The following is a 24,460-nucleotide window of genomic DNA, read 5'->3' on the forward strand; positions in this document are numbered from 1 at the left end:
GAATGAGACGGATGGACGAGAAGAACGAAGAGCTCGTGGACGCGCAGATCGTCGAAGAGGACAGCCGCATGTATGGGCACGCCGAGGGCGAGCCTGGTGGCGAGGTCGCTGACGAGCCGGCACTGGTGCTGGGCGACGACGACCCGCACGATGCCGAGCTGCACGAGAAGATTCTTTCGGAGGAGTGCGCCTGGAAGGGCAAGATTCTCGACGTCCACCGTCTTGAGGTTGAGCTGCCCAACGGTCACCGCAGCGCCCGCGATATCGTTCGCCATCCGGGTGCGGCGGCCGTTGTGGCACTGACCGAGAGCGGCAAGATCGTACTGGTGCGTCAGTACCGCACCGCCATCGACCGCGTGACGGTCGAGATTCCTGCCGGCAAGCTCGATCCAGGCGAGGACCCGCTCGATTGCGCCAAGCGCGAACTGCATGAGGAGACCGGCTTTAGGGCTGGTCGTATTCGCTTTTTGACGTCGATTGTCACGTCCTGCGGTTTTTGCGATGAGATTATCCACATCTACTTGGCTACCAAGCTCGAGTTTGATGCGCCCAACCCCGATGATGACGAGTTTGTCAACGTGGACTTGGTGCCGCTGCACGAGCTGATCGACGCCGTACTCGACGGCAAGATCGAAGACGCTAAGACCGTCGTGGGTGCGCTTGCCTGCGACAGCATCGCACACAGGCTGGGCGGAACTGAGCTTTAAAAGCGAGGGCGACCCTGGGGCAAACACTACTGATTGTTTTGCCCCAGGGTTTTACGTTGTTGTTTTATCTCCGAGGACTGCATGTTTAGAAGATTCTTGTCTTATTACAAGCCCCAGATGGGGCTTTTTGTTGCTGATACTGTTTGTGCTCTGGTGCTTGCCGCCATTGACCTTGCGTTTCCCATTATCCTGCGCAATTTGACCGGTGGGCTGTTTACTCAGGGTCAGGCTGCCATTATGCAGGCGCTCGGCATGATCGCGGTGGGCTTGGTGCTGATGTATGCCGTCCGCTGCGCCTGCCGCTATTTTGTGAGCTATTGGGGTCACGTGATGGGCGCGCGCATGGAGTCCAAGATGCGCGAGGACCTGTTTGACCAGTATGAGCGCTTTAGCTTTGCGTACTTCGACCGCAACAGCTCGGGCGACATGATGAGCCGCGTGGTCAACGACCTGTTCGATATCTGCGAGGCGGCGCACCACGTGCCCGAGTGGATCATCATCTGCGGCATCGAGATTATTGGCTCGTTTGTGATCCTCTTTACCATCGCCCCGGTGCTGGCGCTCGCCATGGCCGTGGTGACGGCGGCGTTTGCGGTCATCATGTTTTGGCAGAACATGCGCATGCGCGAGGTCTTTAGCGACAACCGCAAGAAGATCAGCGGCATTAATGCACAGCTGCAGGATTCTCTGGCGGGCATGCGCGTGGTCAAGAGCTTTGCCAACGAGGAGACCGAGCGTGCCAAGTTCCGTGCCTCTAACGACCGCTACCTTTTGTCCAAGGAGAACATGTATCACGCCATGGGCGTCTATACCGCGACGTATGGCCTGCTCTCGGGTGTGCTCTATGTGATCGTGGTGCTGCTGGGCGGCTGGCTGGTCGCCCAGGGACAGCTGCAGGCGGTCGATATGGCGACCTTCGCACTCTATATTTCGCTGTTCTGCACGCCGCTCGAGACACTCGTCAATTCGGCCGAAACGTATCAGAAGGCCATCGCCGGCTTTAAGCGTATGGACGAGGTGCTCTCGACCGCGCCGGATATCCAGGACAAGCCGGGCGCTACGGATCTGCAGGTGACTGCCGGCGCCGTGGAGTATCACGACGTGTGCTTTAACTACGAGGATGTTGAGCTGGGCGAGGGCGATGCCGACGAACGTCCCGTTATCGACCATATGGACCTGTCCATCAAGCCCGGGCAGACCATCGCTTTGGTTGGCCCTTCGGGCGGCGGCAAGTCCACGACCTGTTCGCTGCTGCCGCGCTTTTATGACGTGGCTGCCGGATCCATTAGCATCGACGGCCAGGACGTGCGTGATGTGACGCAACAGAGCCTGCGTCGTGCCATCGGCCTGGTGCAGCAGGATGTCTATCTATTTGACGGTACGATTGGCGAGAACATCGCCTACGGCAAGCCGGGCGCTACGGCTGAAGAGATCGCCGAGGCCGCCCGTCGCGCCAACATCGATGCCTTTATCGAGTCGCTTCCGCAGGGCTATGACACCGTGGTGGGCGAGCGCGGCAGCCGTCTTTCGGGCGGACAGAAGCAGCGCGTTGCCATCGCGCGTGTGTTTCTCAAGAACCCCAAGATCCTTATTTTGGATGAGGCGACGAGTGCTTTGGATAACGAGAGCGAGGAGGCGGTGCAGGAGTCACTCGAAGAGCTGGCGCGTGGCCGCACCACGATTATCATCGCCCACCGTCTTTCGACCATTAAGCATTCCGATGAGATTGCGACCGTTGAGCATGGTCGCGTTGTGGAGCGTGGCACGCACGAGGAGCTTCTCGCCCGTGGCGGCACCTATGCCCGTTACTATCGAATGCAGTTCGAAGGTGCGCGTGCGCACGAGCTCGACTGATTGATATGACAGGAAGTTTATGGCTGACAAGAACCCTTTGACTCCGGAAGAAGTGACGGAGTTATTCTCCGAAATCGATGCATCCGGCGTCTTGGATCCCACGCTCGCCAAAAAGCGCACCGAGCGCATGCGTGAGAAGGAGGCTGCGGCCAAGCGCGGTGACAAAGCAGCGCTAGCGCAGCTGCGCAGCGAGGACCGCGCGAGCCAGGCAAAACATATCGACCCGCTGTCCGAGGACGACCCTTCGGGTTCGCAGGTGAGCCATACCATTACGAAGACTGCCATGGTCGTGGTTATCGGCATTTTGGTGCTGATCGTGGGCATGCAAATTGGCTACGGCGTGATGCGTCGTCTGAACACCGCGAACCTCTCCGAGAGCGTTTCGGCAGATACTGTCTCGACCGCGCTCAAGGGTGGACTCGAATGGGGCAATGGCTTTACGCAGTTCCCGCTCGACTTTACCGTCGATGAAGCCGATGAGCGTACGGGCACGGTCGAGGTGACGGTGTTGGACACATCGTCTGCCAACGAGCTCGAGCTGCTGTCCAACGGGCAGATTCAGGCCGCGGCGCTTGCGACCAACGCGTTGCTCAACGATAAGATCGACCGCGTGGTGTATAACGTTCACGCCTATATCGACGAGGATAGCAACATTCAGCACGATTCCTTCTTTGGCATGTTCCCCGCGCGCGGCCACCAGAGCGCCATTTTGACGTTCGTGTGGACCAAGAGCTCATCCAACGCCACGAGTATCGACTGGAAGATGCGCATCGTGAGTATGGATGACACCATCGCCGAGCGCATTCAGAAGCAGGTGAACTCGGTGTCGTCGTTGATTGAGGATCCGGTGGTGAGCCAGACCAAGATTGACGAGGAAAAGGCCGAGCGTGACCTGGAGCATCGTCTGCATGGCCGCGAGATTTTCCGCGGCGGCAAGCCCGATCGCACACCGTCCGAACTGCTGGAACAGGACAAGAAAAAATAAGACGCCATCATCCCGCGTGAGCCAAGTGCCCCGCGGGATGATTTTTCTGGGACGGGGATGAAAAAATCATTCTGGCATGTACGCAGTTGGCGAGTAGTTAAAGTCCCGCTCTCAGAATGATTTTTTCATCCCCGTCCCAGAAAAATCATTATGCATAGAAAGTCATAATTATCATTTCGTAAACATTTCGATGAAATTAACGCCATAAGGCATGCTTGCGGTTACAATACCGCGAGGCCTAACTACACACCTTTAAGCCGGTCCTGTGAGACCGGGAAGGAGAATTATGGCGAACAACCATACCGCGGGCGCTGCCGCCCGCACCTTCGCGCCCAGCGAGCTTTGCCAGCGCATGCTGGCCAAAACCAGCAAGGGCACCTGCGGTCCCTGCATCCTGTATCTTGAGGATGGGACCATTTTTTATGGACGTGCATGCGGCGCCGAGGGCACCGCGACCGGCGAAGTCTGCTTCAACACCTCGCTCGAGGGCTACTTTGAGGTCATGACCGACCCGAGTTATGCCGGCCAAATCGTAACCATGACCTATCCGCAGATCGGCAACTACGGTATCGACGAGACCGACGTCCAGTCGGCCTTCCCCGGCGACGCCGTGCGCCCTGCGAGCGCTCCGGCTATGCGCGGCATGATCGTTCGCGACATGTGCGCCACGCCTTCTAACTGGCGCTCGGCCGTCAGCGTGCCGGAGTACCTGCGCGCTCACGGCATTGTCGCTATCGAGGGCGTCGACACCCGTGCCCTGGTGCGCCACCTGCGTGACAACGGCTCCAAGATGGGTATTATCTCGACCGAGATCTTTGACGTCGACGAGCTTGCCGAGCGTCTGGCCGCAGCGCCGACGCTGGTGGGCGAGAATCTGGTCAAGACCGTGAGCTGCTCTGAGCCCCACGCTTTTGCCGCGAGCGATCTGCCCGCTACGCATGACTTTGCGCTTGCCCCAGCCGCTCCTGCCCGCCACAAAGTGGTCGCCTACGACTGCGGCGTCAAGCGCGGCATCCTGGAGGGTCTGGTTCGTGCCGGCTGCGACCTTACTGTCGTGCCGTGGGATACGCCCGCGAGTGAGGTGCTCGACATGAATCCCGACGGCGTCTTTTTATCCAACGGCCCCGGTGACCCCGATGCCGTGGTGGAGACCTACGAGCAGGTGCAGCAGCTGATCGGCAAGGTGCCGGTCTTTGGCATTTGCCTTGGTCACCAGATGATCAGCCTGGCGTGCGGCGCCCAAATGGAAAAGCTTAAATTCGGTCACCGTGGCGGTAACCAGCCGGTTATGAACCTGGTGAGCCGTCGCGTGGAGATCACCGCGCAAAACCACGGCTTTGGCCTGCTGTTCCCCAGTCTGGGCAAACTGATTCCGGAGCTTCCCGGCGGCGAGACCGAGCATGCGGCCGATGGAGATCTGCGCGTCTGGGTGCGCCGCGGAATCGCGCCGGTCGTGATGAACGAGCGCTTTGGCCGCATTCGCCTAACACATGTGAACCTCAACGACGGCACCGCCGAGGGCATCCAGCTGCTCGACGCCCCGTGCTTCTCGGTCCAGTATCACCCCGAGGCCTCGCCTGGCCCCACCGATGCCCACTATCTCTTTACCGCCTTTACGCGACTCATGGACGGCGAGGAGAACTACCTGGACATCGACACCGCGAAGGACCGCCTGGCTGGCTGGAATTTCGCCGAGACCGCCGTGACTGAGACCGAGGAGAACTAACATGCCGAAACGTACTGACATCAAGCGTATCCTCGTTATTGGCTCGGGCCCCATTGTCATTGGCCAGGCCTGTGAGTTCGACTACTCCGGCGCACAGGCCTGCAAGGTGCTCAAGGAGGATGGCTTTGAGGTCATCCTGGTCAACTCCAACCCGGCGACCATCATGACCGACCCGGGTCTTGCCGACTGCACCTATGTCGAGCCCATCACCGCCGAGTTTATCGAGCGCGTGATCAAGAAAGAGCGCCCGGACGCGCTGCTGCCCACACTGGGCGGCCAGACCGGTCTGAACGCCGCCGTCGAGCTGGCGAAAGACGGTACGCTCGACAAGTACGGCGTCGAGATGATCGGCTGCGACCTGGCCGCCATCGAGCGCGGCGAGGACCGCAAGCTCTTTAACGAGGCTATGGCCGAGATCGGCCTGGAGGTCGCGCGCTCGGGCTATGCCTACAGCGTGGCTGACGCCGAGGCCATCGCCGAGCGCGTGGGCTATCCCTGCGTGCTGCGTCCGAGCTTTACCCTCGGTGGCGCCGGCGGCGGCATCGCGCACACCCACGAGGAGCTCGTCTCCATCGTGAGCCAGGGCCTCGAGCTCTCGCCTGCCCATGAGGTGCTGGTCGAGGAGTCCATCGAGGGTTGGAAAGAGTACGAGATGGAGGTCATGCGTGACCACGCCGGCAACGGCATCATCGTGTGCTCCATCGAGAATCTCGACCCCATGGGCGTGCATACCGGCGACTCCATCACCGTCGCGCCGGCGCAGACGCTCTCCGACCTTGAGTATCAGCGCATGCGCGTGGCCTCGCTCGCCATTCTGGAGAAGATCGGCGTTGAGACCGGTGGCTCCAACGTGCAGTTTGCCGTGAACCCCAACACCGGCCGCCTGATCGTCATCGAGATGAACCCGCGCGTGAGCCGTTCGTCCGCCCTCGCTTCCAAGGCCACAGGTTTCCCCATCGCCAAGGCCGCCGCGCGCCTGGCTGTGGGCTACACGCTCGACGAGATCGTCAACGACATTACCAAGGCAACGCCCGCCTGCTTTGAGCCCACGATCGACTACTGTGTGGTCAAGGTGCCGCGCTTTGCCTTCGAGAAGTTCAAGGGCACCGACCCTACGCTCACCACGCGCATGAAGGCCGTGGGCGAGATCATGGCGATCGGCCGCACCTTTGAGGAGGCCTTTGGCAAGGCCATGCGCTCGCTGGAGGACGGTCACCAGGGCATCTGCGCCGGTGGCAAAGAGGGTGCCGATAAGCTGAGCGACGACGAGCTTGCTCAGGCCGTGGCAACCCCGACCGAGCATCGCATCTTCTTTGTGGTCGAGGCCCTGCGCCGCGGCTGGGACATCGCTCGCATCCATGCTATTTGCGGTATCGATCCGTGGTACCTCAACCGTATCAACGACATGGTGCAGGTCCAGGAGAGCATCCGCGGCCTGCGTGTGGAGGATATCGACGCCGACGCGATGCGCCTGCTCAAGCAGTACGGCACGAGCGATGCCGAGATCGCCGCACTGACCGGCTCGGACGAGCGCTTTGTGCGCGCCTATCGCAAGGGTCTGGGCGTGGTTCCCAGCATGAAGACGGTCGATACCTGCGCTGCGGAGTTCTCGAGCGCCACGGAATATCACTACAAGACGTACGAGAACATCTACCGCACGAGCCCGGATGCCAAGAAGTGCGTGGCTCCCGACGAGACCACGCCGGCGGACAAGCCCAAGGCGATGATCCTGGGCGCCGGCCCCAACCGCATTGGCCAGGGTATCGAGTTCGATTACTGCTGCGTGCACGCGAGCTACGCGCTGGCGGCCCGCGGCTTCGAGACCATCATGGTCAACTGCAATCCCGAGACCGTCTCGACCGACTACGACACGTCCGACCGCCTTTACTTTGAGCCGCTCACCTACGAGGACGTCATGGACGTCATCGACGTTGAGCGTCCCGACGGCGTCGTGGTAACGCTCGGCGGCCAGACCCCGCTTAAGCTGGCGCGCATGCTCGAGGAGAGTGGCGTCAACATCATGGGCACCAAGCCCGATGCCATCGACTTTGCCGAGGACCGCGAGCGCTTTGCCGCCCTGCTCGACAAGCTGGGCATTATGTATCCGCCGGCGGGCCAGGCAACCTCGTTTGAGGAGGCCGAGGCCGTGGCCGCGCACATCGGCTACCCGCTGCTGGTACGTCCGAGCTACGTGCTGGGCGGCCGCGGCATGATGATCGCCTACGATGCCGAGCATCTGCGCGATTACATGGCCGAGGCCGCGCGCATTAGCCCCGACTACCCGGTGTATCTGGACCGCTTCCTGGAGGGCGCAATCGAGTCCGACGTCGACGCCCTGTGCGACGGCGAGGAGGTCTACATCGGCGGTATCTTGGAGCATATCGAGGAAGCCGGTATTCACTCCGGCGACTCCGCGACCTGCATCCCGCCGTTTAGCTTTAGCGAGAGCCTGCAGGCGAAGCTCCGCGAGACCACGCGCCGCATCGCGATGGCGCTGGGCGTCCGCGGCCTGGTTAACGTGCAGTACGCCATTAAGGGCGAGACCGTCTACGTGATCGAGGCCAACCCACGCGCAAGCCGTACCGTGCCGTTTATCTCCAAGGCCACCGGTGTGCCGCTAGCCAAGTGTGCCGCACGTATCATGGCAGGCGATTCCATCGCGAGCTTGGGCCTGCCGAGCGACGAGCGTCAGCTCGATTGGTTCTGCATGAAGGAGGCCGTCATGCCCTGGGGCCGTTTCCCGGGCGCCGACGTTATCCTGGGGCCCGAGATGAAGTCGACGGGCGAGGTCATGGGTATCGCCAAGAGCTACCCCGAGGCATACGCCAAGACGCAGCTGGCGATCGACTACAACCTGCCCGATCCGAGCAGCGGCAAGGTGTTCATCAGCGTGTGCGACCGCGACAAGCGTCATATCCTTTCGGTCGCGCGCATCCTGCGCTACCTGGGCTTTGACATCTGCTCCACCGAGGGTACGGCGCGCGTGCTGCGCGGAGGCAACGTGACGTGCGAGATCGTGGAGAAGATTAGCGGCCCGCACGACGGCGAGCGCCCCAACATCGGCGACCTCATCGCCGATGGCAAGATCGCGGTGATCATCAACACGCCGTACGGTCCGGGCTCGCGCGGCGACGGCTATCTGCTGCGCACCGAGGCAGTGCGACGCGGTGTGACCTGCGTGACCGCGATGTCTGCCGCCAACACGTACGTGAGTGCCATCGAGGCGGTGCGCGAGGACCAGCAGGGTCACGGCAGCGCCAACGACATGGGCATGGACGTCATCGCCCTGCAGGACCTGCCGCAGTGCACGGTGTAGACTGACCTGTCCGGCCGGGGCGGGGGAGCCGAGTTTCCCCCTTCGCTCCGGCTGCAAGCAGAGTCGCTCAGGGGGAAAACTCGGCCCCTCCCGCCCCGGCCTGCGGTAACTCGGTTGCGCCGTGTGCTGCAGAAGGGGCTTTGCGCGATGACTAGGGCTGAATAAAAAGTGAGTGTGGGATCCGCCGTTCGTTCGAACGGCGGATCCCACGTTAATATTTCAGCCAACGTACGTCATGGCAATTCCCGGTAGGTCCCCGGGTGCCCCGCGGCGGGCTGGGTTTATTGTCTGAGCGACTTTGCGAAGCAAGGGGAGCGAAGATAAAAACCCAGCCCGCCGCGGGGCACCCGGGGACCGCAGGGACGGGAGCAGCTATACTACTCTCAGTAGTTAAGGGTCGCGGATTCGCCGCGTCACCGCTCTCAACAGGAGGTCTTTGTTTATGGCAGATCAAAAGCCGGTCGTCGGGATCATCATGGGTTCCAAGTCCGATCTGGGCGTTATGGAAGGCTGCACCGCCGAGCTCGAGGCGCTTGGTGTGCCCTATGAGCTCGTCATTGCGAGTGCACACCGCACGCCGGCGAAGGTCCACGAGTGGGCCTCGACTGCCGCCGATCGCGGTATCAAAGTGATTATCGCCGCCGCCGGCAAGGCCGCTCACCTGGGTGGTGTCGTGGCTGCCTTTACGCCGCTGCCGGTCATCGGCGTGCCTATGAAGACGAGTGACCTGGGCGGCATGGATTCGCTGCTGTCGATGGTGCAGATGCCTTCGGGCGTGCCCGTGGCCTGCGTTGCCATCAACGGCGCCAAGAACGCCGCCATCTACGCCACGCAGATTCTGGGCGCTTGCGACCCCGAGTACCGCAAGGTTATCGAGAAGATGAAGCAGGAGATGGCCGACGCCTAGGCGTTCCGCCGTTTCACCGCAGTATAAGGAGAGCCATGTCCGACTATCAGGGAAAACGTTTTTCGGCTTCTCAGATTCCCGATCCGTCGAAGCCGGGTGCTGCCCATGCGGCGCAGCAGGGTCGGACATCCTCTTCTCAGCAGCCGCGTGCACCGCGCCCCGTGACACCGGCGAAGCATTGCCGCCCGGATACGCCGGCTGCGTATCGCCCCTCGTCATACAGCACGGCCAAGAAGCCGCCCCGGTCTTCATCGCACGCCGCGCCGTCGGATTACGTCGAGCCGCTACGCAAGAAGCGCCGCTCCGTCATCCCCATCCTGCTCATCATCATCGGCATCGGCTTGATTGTTGCCGCCGCTGCCATCTTTATCAATGCGCAGATTGGCTACAAACAGGCGAGCGAGTCGTATCAAAAGATCGAAAAGCAATATGTGAGCGACAAGGACGCCAGCGGCGTTCCGATTATCGACTTTGATGCGCTTGCTCAGACAAATCCTGAGGTCGTTGGCTGGATTTACGCACCGGGTACCAATATCAACTACCCCGTGGTGCAGACCAACAACAACTCCAAGTACCTCAATACGCTGTTTGATGGCACATCTAATGCGTCCGGCGCTATCTTCTTGGATAGCGACGATACCGCGCCGGGCATGGTCGACCAGCAGACCACGATCTACGGTCACCATATGAACGACGGGTCGATGTTCAACGTGATTTCGGACACCACTGATCAGGCGACGTTCGATAGCATCGAGTTTGTGTATTACATCACACGGGATGCTACGTATAAGCTGCGACCACTGGCGACCAAGGTGGTCGAGGACACGTATGCCAAGGCGCGCACGACCAATTTTGAGGGCGACGATGGGCTCAAGAACTACCTGTCCGAGATGCTCGACGGTGCCTCTGCCGTGGCGAGCGATGCCACCGATCGTGCCGCTTCGGCAACTAAGGTTGTAACGCTCGTGACCTGCCGTTCGCTGTCGCTGAGCAACACGCGCGCCGTCATGGTGCTCACGCCGGTCGAGGAATAGATTATGGGCTACTCAATGACGGTGAAAGGAGAAATGATGCTTGAGAACGGCAAATCGATGCCTTCGGTTGATGCTTGGCTGCGCGAAGCCAAGGCCGATGTTTCGGCGGCTGATTGTGGGATGTACCTGACACACAACGGCGTGGTGCGCGCGACGCCCAAGGCCGAAGTGCGCGGAGTCGAGACCGATGGCGTGGCGCCAGGCCACAAGGTGGGCGGCATGGTGTTTGGCTTCGATGCCGAAAAGGTGCAGGCCGCTATCGAGGCGACGCGCACGATGCCGGGTATCGGCTATGTGCGCGTGTGGCTGGCGAGCGGCGAGCTTACCGTGGGCGACGACATCATGCTCGTGCTCATTGGCGGAGACATTCGCCCGCATGTGGTCGATGCGCTGCAGTCGCTCGTCGGCACCATCAAGAACGAGTGCGTGAGCGAGGTCGAGCGCGAGGCGTAAGGCCTCGTCGGCAATCCGAGTCTGTCTATAGCGAAAGCCCGCCGGCAGTTCATGTAGATCTGCCAGCGGGCTTTGATGTGTTGGAGCTATTTTGCTCTGGCGTTTGCTACACGCGTGTGGCGTCCTTGGGGCTCATGGTCATACTCTGAAAACGGTTCTCCATATATTCGTTATCGAAATGCTTGTCATAGAACTGTGCGACGGGAATATTTCGAACGGTTCCGTTGACGCGCTGATACCAATAGTCGAGCGATTGCAACGTCATGACGCCGTCGATCAACATGACGGCGGTCAGGATGACGGTAGCAGAGTAGCGGCGTTTCCATGGAATCATATTGATGAGCTTAAGCAGGCGCGGCAGCAAGACCTTGATCCAGATGAGGCCACCCAGGCCCCACATGCAGGCAAACGGCGTGCATGTGCGTCCCCCGGTCAATACCGCGATGGGATCGGGCATGCCGAATAGCCTAATGTGTGAATAGCTCCACGACACCACGTCAAATGAGGTCTGCATAAACCAGCCTACAAACACCTCGAAAGCGCCGCCGATCAGGGCACTTACCAGGAAAATGATCAGAGAATTCTTTTTATAGAAGCGGTTGAGCGCCATGGTCATGAGCACCGCGCCAAATCCGTAGATGGGGCTAAAGGGGCCAAATAGCATACCGGCACGGTCCTGATAGACGCCGGGATCGACGACGACCATATGCCAGACTTCCTCGAGAATGAGACCTAACACGCTGCAGACGAAGAATACCCAGAACAGGTTGAAGTAGTTGAGCTTGATGTAGCCCTCGCCGGTTTCGTCGCGGCCGAGCATCCCCTCGGCGGCGGCATCGCGGTCGAGCATCTCTTGCAGACGGCGCTGCAGTTCGCGCTCCTGGCGTAGCGTGGGGTCGACGGTGGCCGACAGCGCAATGAGGATGACAAGCTGGACGGCGGGGCGCAGCAGGAAGGGTCCGATGCCCTGGAGCATCACGTCAACTAAAAGCTCCACGACGGTAAATGCGATGAGGACGTAAGACAGGCGGGCGGCATTGCGCCGCTGGTCCTTGATGAGGTCCAGGCCAAAGACGATCAAGATGATCGCGCTTGCCGCCGAGAGCATAATGCCGGCGACGATAAGGCCAACCGCGACTAGGGTGTTATCACCGAGCTTAGCGGCGACGTTGCCGTTAATGAGTGCGGTGATGACCTGCCACATGAAGACGGCGACTGACGGGAGCGTGCCCACGCCAGATAGGGTGCACAGGACTGCGTAGACCTTGATGATAAGGGGGATCTTCTTGGCCTCCGTGGTGCTGGGGACACTGGGGTCGAGTTGATTTCGATCCATACGCTACCTTTCTCGTCTTGTAGTAGCCTACAAGGATACGCCGACGACCAGCTAAAAGACAGGACGAACGTCCCAATTGCAACAATGCAAGCCCTAACGGCGGGCGAGACACGTCGCAACGAAAGCATGCGGGATCGTCGGCCCCGAGGCGGTTGCCAAATAAAATGTTTGGCTGCAAAACGGATTATAAGCTCGGTGGGCTTTTAAAAAGCGCTGTTCATGCGCGGGAGTGCTTGTCTTGCCGTGCGTATAATAGGGCAGGTAACGCCAAATAACGAGGCTCTGAGGGGATGCCATGTCTCAAGAAACCATCCACGCGGCCGAGCGTGCCGCGGGACAGGTGAACACCATGTCGACGTATGATCCGGACTCCGACCAGCTGCATGAGGAATGTGGCATTTTCGGCGTATGGGCGCCCGATCGCGACGTGGCTCGACTGACGTACTTTGGCCTGCGTGCGCTGCAGCACCGCGGCCAGGAATCGGCGGGAATCGCCGTGGGTGACGGCGGCACGGTTATGGTCCGCAAGGACCTGGGCCTGCTCGACCGCGTGTTCTCAAACGCCGACCTGTCGACGCTCTCCGGCCAGCTGGCCGTGGGCCATGTGCGCTACGGCACTGCCGGTGCCAAGAGCTGGGAAGCCTCTCAGCCGCATCTTTCTACCATCAACAGCGTCATTATCGCGCTTGCTCACAACGGCACCCTCGTCAACACCGACGAGCTGCGCCGCCAGCTGATCGAGCTGGGCGTGCCATTCCTCTCCAATTCGGATTCCGAGGTCGCGACCAAACTCATCGGCTACTTTACCCAGCGTACGGGCCATCTGCGCGAGGGCATTCGCAAGACCATGGAGCTCGTGCGCGGCGGCTACGCCATGACGCTCATCAACGAGCAGGCGCTCTACGCATTCCGCGATCCGCACGGCATTCGCCCGCTCGTGCTGGGCAAGCTGGTGGACGAGGGTTTGGACCAGGCCGATGCCGCAGCCGTTTCGCAGCTGCCGTCGCAGGACGGCGCCGCGACGGTCGACTCCGCCGTCCGTGTCACGCGCGCCGGCGGCTGGGTCGTTGCTTCCGAGACCTGTGCACTCGACATCGTGGGTGCCGAGTATGTCCGCGACGTCCGCCCCGGTGAGATCTTGCGCATCAGCGCCGAGGGCCTGGTATCCGAGCAGGGCGTGCCTGCAGCCGAAGAGCCCGCCAACTGCATCTTTGAGCAGGTCTACTTTGCCCGCCCCGACTCCATCATGAACGGCAAGAGCGTCTATGCCTGCCGTTACGACATGGGTCGTCAGCTGGCACATGAGGAGCCCGTCGAGGCCGACCTGGTCATCGGCGTGCCCGACTCCGGCCTGCCGCCCGCGGAGGGTTATTCGCACGAGAGCGGCATTCCCTTTGGCGAGGGCCTCATCAAGAATCGCTATGTGGGCCGTACGTTTATCGAGCCCACGCAGGAGCTGCGCGCCATGGGCGTGCGTATGAAACTCAACCCGCTGCGCGACAACATCGAGGGCAAGCGCCTGGTCGTCATCGACGACTCCATCGTGCGCGGCACCACCATGGTGCAGCTCGTCAAGATGCTACGCAACGCTGGCGCCAAGGAGATTCATATCCGCATCAACTCGCCCGAGGTCATCTGGCCGTGCTTCTACGGCATCGATACCGACGTGCAGTCGCAGCTTATCAGCGCCAACAAGACGGTCGACGAGATTTGCGAGTATATCGGTGCCGATTCGCTGGCCTTCCTTTCGGTCGAGGGCCTGCTGAAGGTCATGCCCAAGGGCGGCTACTGCGATGCGTGCTTTACCGGCCGCTACCCCGTGGCGATTCCCGAGAGCTTTGGCCGCGATAAGTTTATGGAGGGCTTTAAGCCCCGCAACCTGGATAAGCCGCTGCACTTTGACGACGACGCCGTGGTCGAGAAATACGACGACCGCAGCTGGGAAGAGGAGCACGGCGAGGCCTAAAGCCTGCCATGTAGGGACAGGTTTATTCTGGTAGGTTTTACCTGCTGTTTTGTTGATATGACGGCGTGTGCTGTTATGGCACACGCCGAAATGAACGCAACTATGAGCACCGTTTGGCGCCCGCGCGGCGGACGGTAGTGGGAGAGGAAGGCTCAGATGAGCGACAGCAAGCATGTGACGTATGAGGATGCCGGCGTCGATACCGCTGAGGGCGGCCGCGCCGTCGACGCTATTAAGCAGATGGTCAAGGACACCAATCGCCCCGAGGTTATCGGCGGTATCGGTGGCTTTGGTGGCTTATTCTCGGCCGCCGCGCTTAAGGATATGGAAGACCCGATTCTGATTAGCGGTACCGACGGCGTGGGCACCAAGCTCGTGCTCGCCCAGATCATGGACCGTCACGAGACGGTGGGCCAGGACCTGGTCGCTATGTGCGTCAACGACATTCTGGCTTCGGGCGCCGAGCCGCTGTTTTTCCTGGACTACGTTGCCATCGGTCACATCGAGGCCGAGCACATGGCAAAGATCATCAAGGGCGTGGCCGATGGCTGCAAGCTCGCGGGCTGCGCGCTCGTGGGCGGCGAGATGGCCGAGCACCCCGGTGTCATGGCGCCTGCCGACTACGACCTCGCCGGCTTTACCGTGGGTGTCGTCGATCGTCCCAAGATGCTCGACCCCGCGAACGTTCGCCCCGGCGACGTGATTCTGGGCCTGCCTTCCACCGGTGTGCACTCCAACGGCTACTCGCTCGTGCGTAAGGTCATCGGCGTCGACGGTATTAAGCCGGGCACGCCCGAGGCCGCCGCTAAGGCCGAGGAGCTGAGCCGCCCGCTCGAGGAGCTTGGTGGTGCATCGCTGGCAGACGCTCTGCTGGCCCCCACGCGCATCTACGTCAGGCCGGTTCTTGAGCTGCTCCGCGGCGGCGCTCCGGTGCACGCCATCGCCCACATCACTGGCGGCGGTATTACCGAGAACCTCAACCGCGCGCTCGCCGACGACGTCGACGCCGTGGTCACCCGCAACGGTGCCGAGATGGGTTGGGACGTTCCGCCCGTCATCACCTATGTGTCGCGCCAGGCCGAGCTCGCGCCCAACGAGGCATGCAAGACCTTCAACATGGGCGTTGGCCTGTGCCTGATCGTCGCCCCCGAGGACGAGGCTGCGGTTACCGAGGCCCTGGTCGCGCTGGGCGAGAAGCCGTTCCGCGTGGGCGAGTGCGTCGAGGGTTCCGGTAAGGTCGTGTACTCCGATGAGCGCTGACGAGCAGATGGCTGCTGCCGAGGGCCTGGATTTTGTGCCCTATACCCGTCCGACCGGCACCGATACGGCTGAGCCGCTCAAGATCGGTGTGCTCATCAGCGGTTCGGGTACCAACCTGCAGGCGCTGATCGATCTGATCGCCGCCGGCAAGCTTAACGCTTCGATTGAGCTTGTGGTGTCGAGCCGTCCTTCGGCTAAGGGTTTGCAGCGCGCTGAGCGCGCGGGCATCCAGACGCTCACGCTGTCCAAGGATGTCTACGCCGACCCCATCGCCGCCGACGAGATCATCGCGCGCGAGCTTCTCGAGCGCGGCTGCGAGTACGTGGTGATGGCCGGCTACATGCGTATGGTGCACACCCCGCTGCTGGCGGCGTTCCCCAACCGCGTGGTCAACTTGCACCCGGCGCTGCTGCCGAGCTTTACCGGTGCCCACGCGATCGACGATGCGTTTGCTCGCGGCGCCAAGGTGACCGGCGTGACCGTGCACTTTGCCAACGAGATCTACGACAACGGCCCCATCATTGCCCAGCGTGCGCTGGCTGTTGAGGAGGGCTGGGACGTCGACACGCTCGAGGAGCACATCCACGCGATCGAGCACATGCTGTATCCCGAGGTCGTGCAAATGCTCGCCGACGGCCGCGTCCACGTGCTGGAGAGCGGCAAGGTCGCAATTGACGCGCCTCGCGGCTAGCGGCGCACAGTACAATTTAGCCGAGTAGTCAGGGTGGTCATTGGCGCCAAGGCGCGCGTGGCCACCTTTTGTTTTTTGGGTAGTCATCGGGGACGGTCTTTAACGACTAGTCATTCAAGAACGTCGCAGGTGACTAGGTGAGAGAGGTGAGCGCATGGCGGATAACGAAGCGCTGTTTACGCCTGAGTTGGTGTTTTTTGATTGGGAGTGTGCGACGCCGGATGAGGTGTTCGTGCGGCTCGAGGGCGAGCTTGCCCCGCGCGGCTACATTGCGTCCGGTTGGCTCGACGCCGTTCGCACGCGCGAGGATGCTTATCCCACGGGTCTTGCCATGCCGGCGGCAAACATTGCCATTCCGCATACCGATCCGGGGTTTGTGGCCAAGCCCTATATCGCGGTGGTGAAGCCCGTTGCGCCCGTGACATTTAACGCTATGGCTGGCATGGGCGCTCCGGTGCCGGCGCAGATCGTCATCAATTTGGGTATTGCCGAGCCGGGTGGCCAGGTCGAGGCCCTGCAGGCACTCATGAACATCTTTATGGGCGCCGATGCCGCAGCCGACGTGCTCGGCCAGACCACGCCCCAGGGCATGGTCGACGCCATCCGCCGCCACTTCTAAGGTGGGGCTGAGTCGGCACTTGGGGACTGTCCCTAACTGCCGGCTGCCAGAGCTGTCCCCTTTGCACCAAAATGGTGCAGATTAACCTGTCCCCAATGCACCAAGCGTGCCGCGGGGGCTGCGTTGTGACACAATGGCGTTTGTTCGATTCGTTATGCGAAAGGCCAACTATGGCAAATAAGAAAAAGAACTCCGAGGCCGCGCCGACGCCCGAGCAGCAGGCCCGTGCTGCCTCCAGCTCTCGCAAGAAGCAGCGCAAGACGTACGTGTCTAAGACAGTCAAGATCATCCTGGTGGTCATCGGCGTGCTGGCGATGCTGCTTTCCGTCTCGGCGATGGCGTGCTCCGGCCTTATGTCGCAGGCCGAGGACACCTCGGGCTACAAGCTGACCGGCGGTGTTGCTGCTACTATCAACGGCACCAACCTCACCGAGGACACCGTGACCAAGCAGATCATGAGCATGCGCACGTCCTATGGCTACACCAAGGACAAGGACTGGGCGCAGTATCTGGTCGACAACGACCTCACACCCAAAAAGTACCGCAAGCAGCTCATCGATTCCTACACGCAGCAGATTCTGCTTCAGCAGGCGCAGAAGGAAAACGGCGTGACGGTGTCGGACGAGGAGGTCGAGAAGGCATGGAAGGACGCGTGCAAGAGCGCGGGCGGTGCCAAGACCTTTAAGAAGACCCTTAAGACCTACGGCTATACCGAGGACACCTACAAGGACTCGCTCAAGGAGAGCCTGGCACAGCAAAAGCTTAAGGATGCCGTGGCGCCCACCAGCAAGCCCAAGGACAGCGAGATCGTCGATTACATCAACGAGAATCTGTCTAACTACAACGATGCCCGCCGCTCGTCGAACATCCTGATCAAGGTCGATTCCGACGCATCTGACGAGGACAAGGCCGCCGCCAAGGCCAAGGCACAGGAGTGCCTGGACAAGATCAACTCCGGCGAGCTGAGCTTTGAGGACGCCGTGGAGCAGTATTCCGACGACACTGGCTCCAAGGAGAAGAAGGGCGATGTGGGTTGGGATAAGCTCACTACCTTCGTCGACAGCTATCAGACGGCGCTCGAGGGCCTCAGCAAGGGCGATGTGAGCGACGTGGTTGAGTCGACGTACGGTTACCATGTCATCAAGTGCACCGACTACTTCCATGTCGATAGCCAGGTCGATGACATCAAGCAGGTACCCAAGGACATCAAGAAGTATGTTTCCAACGTGGTGAAGACGCAGGCGGCCAGTACTGCATACAGCGAGTGGCTGGAACAGTACAAGAAGGACGCCGACATCACCGTCAACCCCATGCCCAAGGACGTGCCCTATAACGTGAGTCTGAAGGGCGTCACCAAGAGTTCGACCGACGATTCGTCGACGACTGAGTAATCATGGGGCGGTGCTCATGCGAGCGCCGCCCACGCTATTGAGGAGGATTTGCAGATGACCAACGAAGAGCTGCAGCAGGAAATGATCGCCGCCATGAAGGCCAAGGATAAGGTTCGCCTGTCCATCATCCGCCAGGTCAAGGCCGAGGTGAAGAATATCGAGGTTAACGAGCGCCGCGACGTGACCGAGGAAGACGTCAACAGCATGATCAAGCGTCTGATTAAGCAGACGAGCGAGACGCTGGAGATGTCCATTAAGGCCGGTACCGACCAAGACCGTACCGACAACCTGACCGAGCAGGTCAAGATTCTGGAGAGCCTGCTGCCCGCACAGGTTTCGGGCGAGGAGCTCGAGGCTCTGATCGAGCAGGTCATCGCCGAACTGGGCGCCACGTCCAAGAAGCAGATGGGCCAGGTCATGGGAGCACTCGGCAAGGCCACCGGCGGTAACTTTGATAAGCCTGCCGCGGCAAAGATCGTCGGCGCAAAGCTCGCGTAGGGGCCGAGCGGCATATAGTTGATGTTGAGGGGGCGTGGCCATTGCGGTCGCGCCCCCTCATTTCACGTCACCTTGCTCGCGTGTACGGGTTTTCGCTGACTTGTGCTCAACAGGGGGGGGTTGGGTGCTCATTGGGGACAGACTTAAATGAGTGCCCAATGAGCGGGCGCTCATTTAAGTCTGTCCCCAATGAGTGGGTGGAAGGTTGCGGGTTCTTTACGGGAATGTAGTGTGGGCTGCGGAAACGTGGTTCTTTCCGTACAATAGTGCAACTCGTGTAAACGCAGGGAAGGGACATTCATGGCAGACATGATCGAGATCAAGCATCTCAACAAGTACTTTGGCGACCTGCATGTGCTCAAAGATATCAATCTCACCGTTAAGCGCGGCGAGAAGCTCGTAATGATCGGGCCTTCCGGCTCGGGTAAGTCGACGCTCATCCGTTGCGTCGATTATCTGGAGGAGCCCACGTCGGGCGAGGTCGTCATCGACGGTACGCCGCTCACCAAGAAGAATCACCTGGAGATGGCTCGCAAGTATAGTTCCATGGTGTTTCAGCAGTTCAACCTGTATCCCAACATGACGGTGCTCGGCAACCTGACGCTCGCGCCCATCAAGCTGCAAAAGAAGAGCAAGGAGGAGGCGACCGAGATCGCCATCGCCGCACTCAAGCGCGTCGGCATGGCTCATAAGGCCGGCGAGTATCCGCAGAATCTCTCGGGTGGTCAGCAACAGCGCATCGCCATCGCCCGTGCTCTGTGCACCAAGCAGCCCATCATCCTGTTTGACGAGCCGACCTCGGCGCTCGACCCCGAGATGGTCCAGGAGGTTCTGGACGTTATGATTGAGCTCGCGCAGGAGGACATCACCATGATCTGCGTGACGCACGAGATGGGCTTTGCGCGCCAGGTGGCCGACCGCGTCATCTTTATGGAGGACGGTCGCATTCTGGAGGAGGGCACGCCCGAGCACTTCTTCGACAACCCCGAGAACCCGCGCTGCCGCGAGTTCCTGTCCAAGATTCTGCACTAGGCGCGGTGATGGACATGACGGATATGACGAGGGCGGCCGTGTCGCGCCGTCATTTTTTGCAGCTGGCGGGCGCCGGCATGCTTGCGCTGACGGGGACCGCGCTTACCGGTTGCGGCAACTCCACCAGCGGCGAGGGCTCCGACAAGGGGTCCAAGCTTGCGGCCATCAAGTCGCGTGGCCATCTGAACGCCGGCGTTAAGAAGGACGTTCCCGGCTACGGCTATTACGACACCGCCAAGGGTCGCTTTGAGGGCATGGAAGTCGATTTGTGCTACCAGATCGCCGCTGCCGTCTTTGGCGTGAGCTACAAGGAGGCCCGTGCCCAGGAGCTTGTCGAGTTTACCGACGTAACGCCCAAGACGCGCGGCCCGCTGATCGATAACGGCCAACTCGACGTGGTCGCGGCGACCTACACCATCACCGACGAGCGCAAGAAGAGCTGGGATTTCTCGACGCCGTACCGCACCGACTACGTGGGACTCATGGTCAAGAAGCGTTCGGGCTTTACCTCGATTGAGGATCTGGACGGCAAGGTCATTGGCGTGAGCCAGGGCGCTACCACGCAGAGCCTGATCGAGCAGATGATCAAGGACAACGGCTTTAGCTGTAAGCCCGAGTTTAGGGCCTTTAGCGGCTACCCCATCATCAAGAGCTCGCTCGATGCCGGCAATATCGACGTCTTTGCCATGGACCGCTCCACGCTGGCCGGTTACATGAACGAGACCGTTGAGCTGTTGCAGCCCGAGGTCAAGTTTGGCGAGCAGGGCTACGGCGTGGCGACCAAGAAGGGCTGCGACCTTTCGGCCGTGGTCGACCAGGTGATTTGCGATCGCCTGGCCGACGGCTGGCTCGACCAAGAGGTCAAGACCTGGGGTCTTGTATAGGCGCATCGTCCAAGGAAGGAATCAAATGCTCGAAGGATTATTTGACGCCGACCGCTGGTCGACGACATTTCAAAACATGGGGCCCTTCTGGGAGGGCTTTGGCGTGACACTGCAGGTGGTCGTTGCCGGTCTGCTGCTGTCGCTGGTGCTGGGCACGCTGCTGGGCGTGTTCTCTACCACTCGTTCGCGCGTGCTGCGCGCCATAAGCCGCGTGTACGTGGAGTTTTACCAGAACACCCCGTTGCCCGTGCAGGTGCTCTTTATGTACATGGCCGGTCCGCAGTTTTTGCAGGCCATAACCGGTGCCGACCAGCCGGTGCGCATCGCGCCGTTCGTGCTGGGCTTCTTGGGCGTGGGCCTGTATCACGCGGCCTACATTTCGGAGGTCATCCGCACCGGTATCGAGGCGGTCCCGCGCGGTCAGATGGAAGCGGCCCAGAGCCAGGGCTTCACCCGTGCGCAGGCGTACTGGTACATCGTGCTGCCCCAGACGTTCAAGATCATTCTGCCGCCGCTGTGTAACCAGGCGCTCAATCTGGTCAAGAACACGTCGGTGCTGGCGCTTGTGGCCGGCGGCGACCTTATGTACCGTTCCGACAACTTTGTGAGTCTGTACGGTTACCTGCAGGGATACATCGTCTGCTGTCTTATGTACTTCATCATCTGCTTTCCGCTCGCCATGCTGGTGCAGTGGCTCGAGCGCCGCTCCAAGGAGCGTCCGCGCGGCGTGAGCCTGGCCGAGCTGGGGCTCGACAACGTAGAGGAGGCCTAGCGCATGGAAATCTTCAACGCGACCAACCTGCTCTACATTTGGGGCGGCTTTGTTAAGACAATCGAGATCTCGGCGCTGTCGATTTTTTTCTCGCTCATCTTTGGCACGGTGCTGGCGCTCGTTAAAAGCTATGCGCCCCGCCCGTTCCGTATTTTGGTGAGCGCCTATATCGAGCTGTTCCGCTGCACGCCGAACCTGCTGTGGATCCTGTTTATCTACTTTACGGTGCAGGGTTTGGACATTGTGATTTCGACCATCGCCTTCACGCTGTTTACCAGCGCTGTTATGGCCGAGATTGTGCGCGGCGGCCTCAACTCGATTCCGCGCGGTCAGTTTGAGGCAGCGCAGAGCCAGGGCTTCGGCTTCTTTGCCACCATGCGCTACATCATTCTGCCGCAGACATTTAAGACGATCATTCCGGCGCTGTTTAGCCAGTGCACGACCGTCATCAAGGACAGCTCGTATCTTTCGGGCATTAACGTGGCCGAGCTCATGTACGCGGCAAACGTCGTGATGGCCCACGCGATCGATCTGTCGCAGGTGCTTATGCTCTACGGCCTGGTGTTTGCGATGTACTTTGTGCTCAACTTTGGTATCTCGCTGCTGGTCCGAGCGTATCAACGTCGTATCGTAGCCGCATAGTCCTGCTTCCCCAAGCACGGCACCTTGCCCCTCAATCGTCACTTGCGTACATTTAGTACGCGGCGCTCCTCTTTCGGGGCAATCTGCCGCACTTGGGAAACCAGGACGGTCGTAAGTGACAAAATGGGAATCAGGAATCGCCTATTTTTCATTTGTTAGAAAGGAATCGCGATGAGCGATCTGGAGAATAAGAAGAATCCTGTGGTCATTACCATCGCGCGCGACTTTGGCGCCGAGGGCCACGAGATTGGTCGCATGCTTGCCGACGAGTTGGGGATTCCGCTGTACGATAACGAGCTGCTGGTGCGCGCGTCGCTGCGCGCGGGCGAGTCGCTCGACAAGATGGCTGCCTACGACGAGCGCCTGGCCGTGGAGAATATGGCGTTTCTGCCCGACCGCTACGATGCACGTTCGTACTCGGACAAGTTGTTCCAAAAGATGAGCCAGGTGATTTTGGATCTGGGCGAGACCGAGAGCTGCATTATCGAAGGCCGTCTGTCCGATTACCTGCTGCGTAACAATCCCAACCACATTGCCGTGTTGGTGACCGCACCCTTTGAGGACCGCGTCGAGATCGTGCGCAAGAAGCGCGGCCTTAACAAAAAGAAGGGCGCCAAGCTGGTCAAGCAGCAGCAGAAGGCGCGCGAGGCGTTCTATAAGCGCTACAGCGCCGGAAAGTGGAAGATGACGAGTGGCAAGGACATCGTCGTCAACCGCGCCAAGCTGGGCCGCGAGGGCTGCAAAGATGTCATCGCCGCTGCCTACCGCTACAAGGTAGCGCAGCTCGAAGGCTAGCCGATCAATAACCACCACAAAGGGGACAAGCACCTTTGCGGTGGTTTTTGTTTTAGGCCGAGGGGAAGGCCTTGGTGAGACCGGCGCGCGTCTGCGTGTCGGTCTTTTGGTAGATGGAGCTCAGGTGGCGCTGTACCATGCGCATCGAGATACCGAGTTCCTCGGCAACCTGCTTGAGCGGGCGTTCATCCTGGGTCACGGCTATGAGCACGTCGACTTCGCGCGGGGTGAGAGCGTGGTTGGCGATGAAGGCCTGGCGTTGCTCCTCGATGGTGGGGGCGGCGAGTGCTTCTTCTGCCAGCTGCTCGCGCTCGCGCTCCCGCTCGGTTTGGGGCAGGCGGAACAGGCCCGCGGCTACAAACGCCGCGCAGGCGGCGACGAGCAAAACGAGCGCACCGATCATAATGAGGGCAACGTTATCCGAGGTCACGAGAGCAAGCGAGATGCCCGATGTGGTGAAAGCGCATACATTGTTGGCGGCGCGGCCCATGCCAGCCCAAAGGGCGGGCGCATGCATGTGCGGTGCCAGCTGTGTAAAGGTGGCGGTAAAGAACGTGACGAAAAAGCCCGAGCTCAGGTAAAAGACGACAAGGCCTAGGTTGGGATCGGCGCCGGCCTCCACGGCCAGGATGGAAATGGTCGAGAGCACGGCGATGCCGAGCATGACAAGTCCCATGTAGCGGTGCTCGGCAAGGTCAAAGATAAGACCGGCGGCAAGGCCGCTTGCCGCCAAAAAGAGGCGCGGCCAAGTCTGCACGGCAATGGTGCCGTGGGCGTTGGAGAGTGTGACCACGTTGTCGAGGGTGGAGAACAGACAGGCAAGAATCATGACGAGCGCGATGCTCCAGCATGCCTGCTTGGCGAGGGCATGAGAGGACTCAGCAAAGGGATTGATGGCGGGGCTGGAGCTCTCGGCAGCTTTTTGGGGAACGACGCTGAGGGCGGATATGGCGATAGTCGCTGCGCCAAGGACGATGAGCTCTGCGATACCGCCGCAATTGAGCAGGTTGACGGCGAACTGCATCAGGATGCCCGCGGCATAGGCTGCTCCCGCACCGGTGGCGAGCTTGGGATCGTCTTGAAACGCCAGTGAAAAGGCGTGGTGCGCAGCGGCGCCCAGCAGGCCGAGTCCGAGGAATGCGAGGCAGCCCAGAATCTCGAGGGCAAGCGAACCCGTGGGGGACTGGATCTGGGTCAATCCCAGGATGGCGATGGGAACGGCGGCGCTGACAACTGCCTGGGGCTGGCCTTTGCGTTGGGCGAGACCGAGCAGTGGTGCATATCCGATAAAGCCGAGCACGCTCGCACCCAGAATAAAGCCCTGTGCGATTACAACGCGTTCGGCACCGGCGAGCAGCCCGACGTTGACGTCGAAACGAAACTCGGCGGCAAGGAAGGCGAAGGTGAAGAGCGCGAGTGCCAGAAGCGCGTTGATTTTAGGCCTGCTCAGGTTCAAGGACGGTCCTTTGGGTGGACGGAATGGGCGTGACCTCGATTGTAGCGTCCCTGGGACGCGTATGGCGATGGCGAAATCATATTGAATTAAACCGCAGGTAGAGGCCTAGGTTCGCATCTACGAACCTAGGCATACG

General features: G+C 60.6%; 21 protein-coding genes. 19 read left to right on the top strand and 2 right to left on the bottom strand.

The features are described from left to right. Positions 1 to 11 precede the first annotated feature (11 nt). The 8 genes from OIL88_01845 (at position 12) to OIL88_01880 (ending at position 10,982) form a co-directional block, all read left to right on the top strand. Positions 12 to 707: an NUDIX hydrolase gene (locus OIL88_01845; protein HJI71116.1), complete on the top strand. Its 696-nt coding sequence runs from the start codon at positions 12 to 14 to the stop codon at positions 705 to 707. Between the two features lie 81 nt (positions 708 to 788). Further along, positions 789 to 2,561 carry an ABC transporter ATP-binding protein/permease gene (locus tag OIL88_01850; GenBank protein ID HJI71117.1) on the top strand — a complete coding sequence of 591 codons (1,773 nt, stop codon included), beginning with the start codon at positions 789 to 791 and terminating at the stop codon, positions 2,559 to 2,561. Between the two features lie 19 nt (positions 2,562 to 2,580). After that, positions 2,581 to 3,546, top strand: coding sequence for a hypothetical protein (locus OIL88_01855; protein HJI71118.1), 966 nt, complete (start codon positions 2,581 to 2,583; stop codon positions 3,544 to 3,546). Between the two features lie 286 nt (positions 3,547 to 3,832). After that, positions 3,833 to 5,272 carry a glutamine-hydrolyzing carbamoyl-phosphate synthase small subunit gene (gene carA, locus OIL88_01860; GenBank protein ID HJI71119.1) on the top strand — a complete coding sequence of 480 codons (1,440 nt, stop codon included), beginning with the start codon at positions 3,833 to 3,835 and terminating at the stop codon, positions 5,270 to 5,272. A gap of 1 nt (position 5,273) precedes the next feature. Next, entirely contained in the window at positions 5,274 to 8,588 is a 3,315-nt protein-coding gene (gene carB / locus OIL88_01865; protein ID HJI71120.1) for a carbamoyl-phosphate synthase large subunit, read from the top strand. A 442-nt stretch (positions 8,589 to 9,030) separates the two neighbouring features. Then, on the top strand, positions 9,031 to 9,495 hold the full coding sequence (gene purE, locus OIL88_01870) for a 5-(carboxyamino)imidazole ribonucleotide mutase (GenBank protein HJI71121.1): 465 nt from the start codon (positions 9,031 to 9,033) through the stop codon (positions 9,493 to 9,495). A gap of 35 nt (positions 9,496 to 9,530) precedes the next feature. Next, on the top strand, positions 9,531 to 10,529 hold the full coding sequence (locus tag OIL88_01875) for a class B sortase (protein HJI71122.1): 999 nt from the start codon (positions 9,531 to 9,533) through the stop codon (positions 10,527 to 10,529). Between the two features lie 36 nt (positions 10,530 to 10,565). Then, positions 10,566 to 10,982 (top strand): molybdenum cofactor biosynthesis protein MoaE, encoded by a 417-nt coding sequence (locus OIL88_01880; protein HJI71123.1) that lies wholly within the window; start codon positions 10,566 to 10,568, stop codon positions 10,980 to 10,982. A 106-nt stretch (positions 10,983 to 11,088) separates the two neighbouring features. Here the strand turns inward: OIL88_01880 and OIL88_01885 are convergent, their stop codons facing one another. Then, a complete protein-coding gene (locus OIL88_01885; GenBank protein ID HJI71124.1) occupies positions 11,089 to 12,318 on the bottom strand; it encodes a putative ABC transporter permease in 1,230 nt (409 codons plus the stop codon). A gap of 295 nt (positions 12,319 to 12,613) precedes the next feature. On the opposite strand from OIL88_01885, the gene purF reads away from it, so the two are divergent. The 11 genes from purF to OIL88_01940 all read left to right on the top strand — a co-directional run bounded on the left by purF (position 12,614) and on the right by OIL88_01940 (position 22,868). Continuing rightward, the gene (gene purF / locus OIL88_01890; protein ID HJI71125.1) at positions 12,614 to 14,284 is read left to right on the top strand and encodes an amidophosphoribosyltransferase; all 1,671 of its coding nucleotides are present in this window, start codon (positions 12,614 to 12,616) and stop codon (positions 14,282 to 14,284) included. Between the two features lie 156 nt (positions 14,285 to 14,440). After that, positions 14,441 to 15,544 (top strand): phosphoribosylformylglycinamidine cyclo-ligase, encoded by a 1,104-nt coding sequence (purM, locus tag OIL88_01895; GenBank protein HJI71126.1) that lies wholly within the window; start codon positions 14,441 to 14,443, stop codon positions 15,542 to 15,544. Continuing rightward, entirely contained in the window at positions 15,534 to 16,235 is a 702-nt protein-coding gene (gene purN, locus OIL88_01900; GenBank protein HJI71127.1) for a phosphoribosylglycinamide formyltransferase, read from the top strand. Before purM ends, purN begins: the two co-directional genes overlap by 11 nt. Before the next feature lie 154 nt (positions 16,236 to 16,389). Next, complete coding sequence (locus tag OIL88_01905) at positions 16,390 to 16,854, top strand: PTS sugar transporter subunit IIA (GenBank protein HJI71128.1); 465 nt, start codon at positions 16,390 to 16,392, stop codon at positions 16,852 to 16,854. Between the two features lie 170 nt (positions 16,855 to 17,024). Next, complete coding sequence (locus tag OIL88_01910) at positions 17,025 to 18,245, top strand: peptidylprolyl isomerase (protein ID HJI71129.1); 1,221 nt, start codon at positions 17,025 to 17,027, stop codon at positions 18,243 to 18,245. Between the two features lie 54 nt (positions 18,246 to 18,299). Then, the gene (locus OIL88_01915) at positions 18,300 to 18,743 is read left to right on the top strand and encodes a GatB/YqeY domain-containing protein (protein ID HJI71130.1); all 444 of its coding nucleotides are present in this window, start codon (positions 18,300 to 18,302) and stop codon (positions 18,741 to 18,743) included. 309 nt (positions 18,744 to 19,052) lie between these two features. Beyond that, complete coding sequence (locus OIL88_01920) at positions 19,053 to 19,775, top strand: amino acid ABC transporter ATP-binding protein (GenBank protein ID HJI71131.1); 723 nt, start codon at positions 19,053 to 19,055, stop codon at positions 19,773 to 19,775. 8 nt (positions 19,776 to 19,783) lie between these two features. Then, positions 19,784 to 20,659 (top strand): transporter substrate-binding domain-containing protein, encoded by an 876-nt coding sequence (locus tag OIL88_01925; GenBank protein HJI71132.1) that lies wholly within the window; start codon positions 19,784 to 19,786, stop codon positions 20,657 to 20,659. Between the two features lie 25 nt (positions 20,660 to 20,684). Beyond that, positions 20,685 to 21,431, top strand: a complete 747-nt coding sequence (locus OIL88_01930; protein HJI71133.1) for an amino acid ABC transporter permease — start codon at positions 20,685 to 20,687, stop codon at positions 21,429 to 21,431. 3 nt (positions 21,432 to 21,434) lie between these two features. After that, positions 21,435 to 22,073 carry an amino acid ABC transporter permease gene (locus OIL88_01935; GenBank protein ID HJI71134.1) on the top strand — a complete coding sequence of 213 codons (639 nt, stop codon included), beginning with the start codon at positions 21,435 to 21,437 and terminating at the stop codon, positions 22,071 to 22,073. A gap of 171 nt (positions 22,074 to 22,244) precedes the next feature. Continuing rightward, entirely contained in the window at positions 22,245 to 22,868 is a 624-nt protein-coding gene (locus OIL88_01940; GenBank protein HJI71135.1) for a cytidylate kinase-like family protein, read from the top strand. A 52-nt stretch (positions 22,869 to 22,920) separates the two neighbouring features. Here OIL88_01940 and OIL88_01945 read toward each other — a convergent pair whose 3' ends face one another. Beyond that, entirely contained in the window at positions 22,921 to 24,324 is a 1,404-nt protein-coding gene (locus tag OIL88_01945) for a LuxR C-terminal-related transcriptional regulator (protein HJI71136.1), read from the bottom strand. Positions 24,325 to 24,460: the final 136 nt, after the last annotated feature.

It is taken from the genome of Coriobacteriaceae bacterium (genome assembly GCA_025992855.1).
Taxonomy (GTDB): Bacteria; Actinomycetota; Coriobacteriia; order Coriobacteriales; family Coriobacteriaceae; genus Collinsella.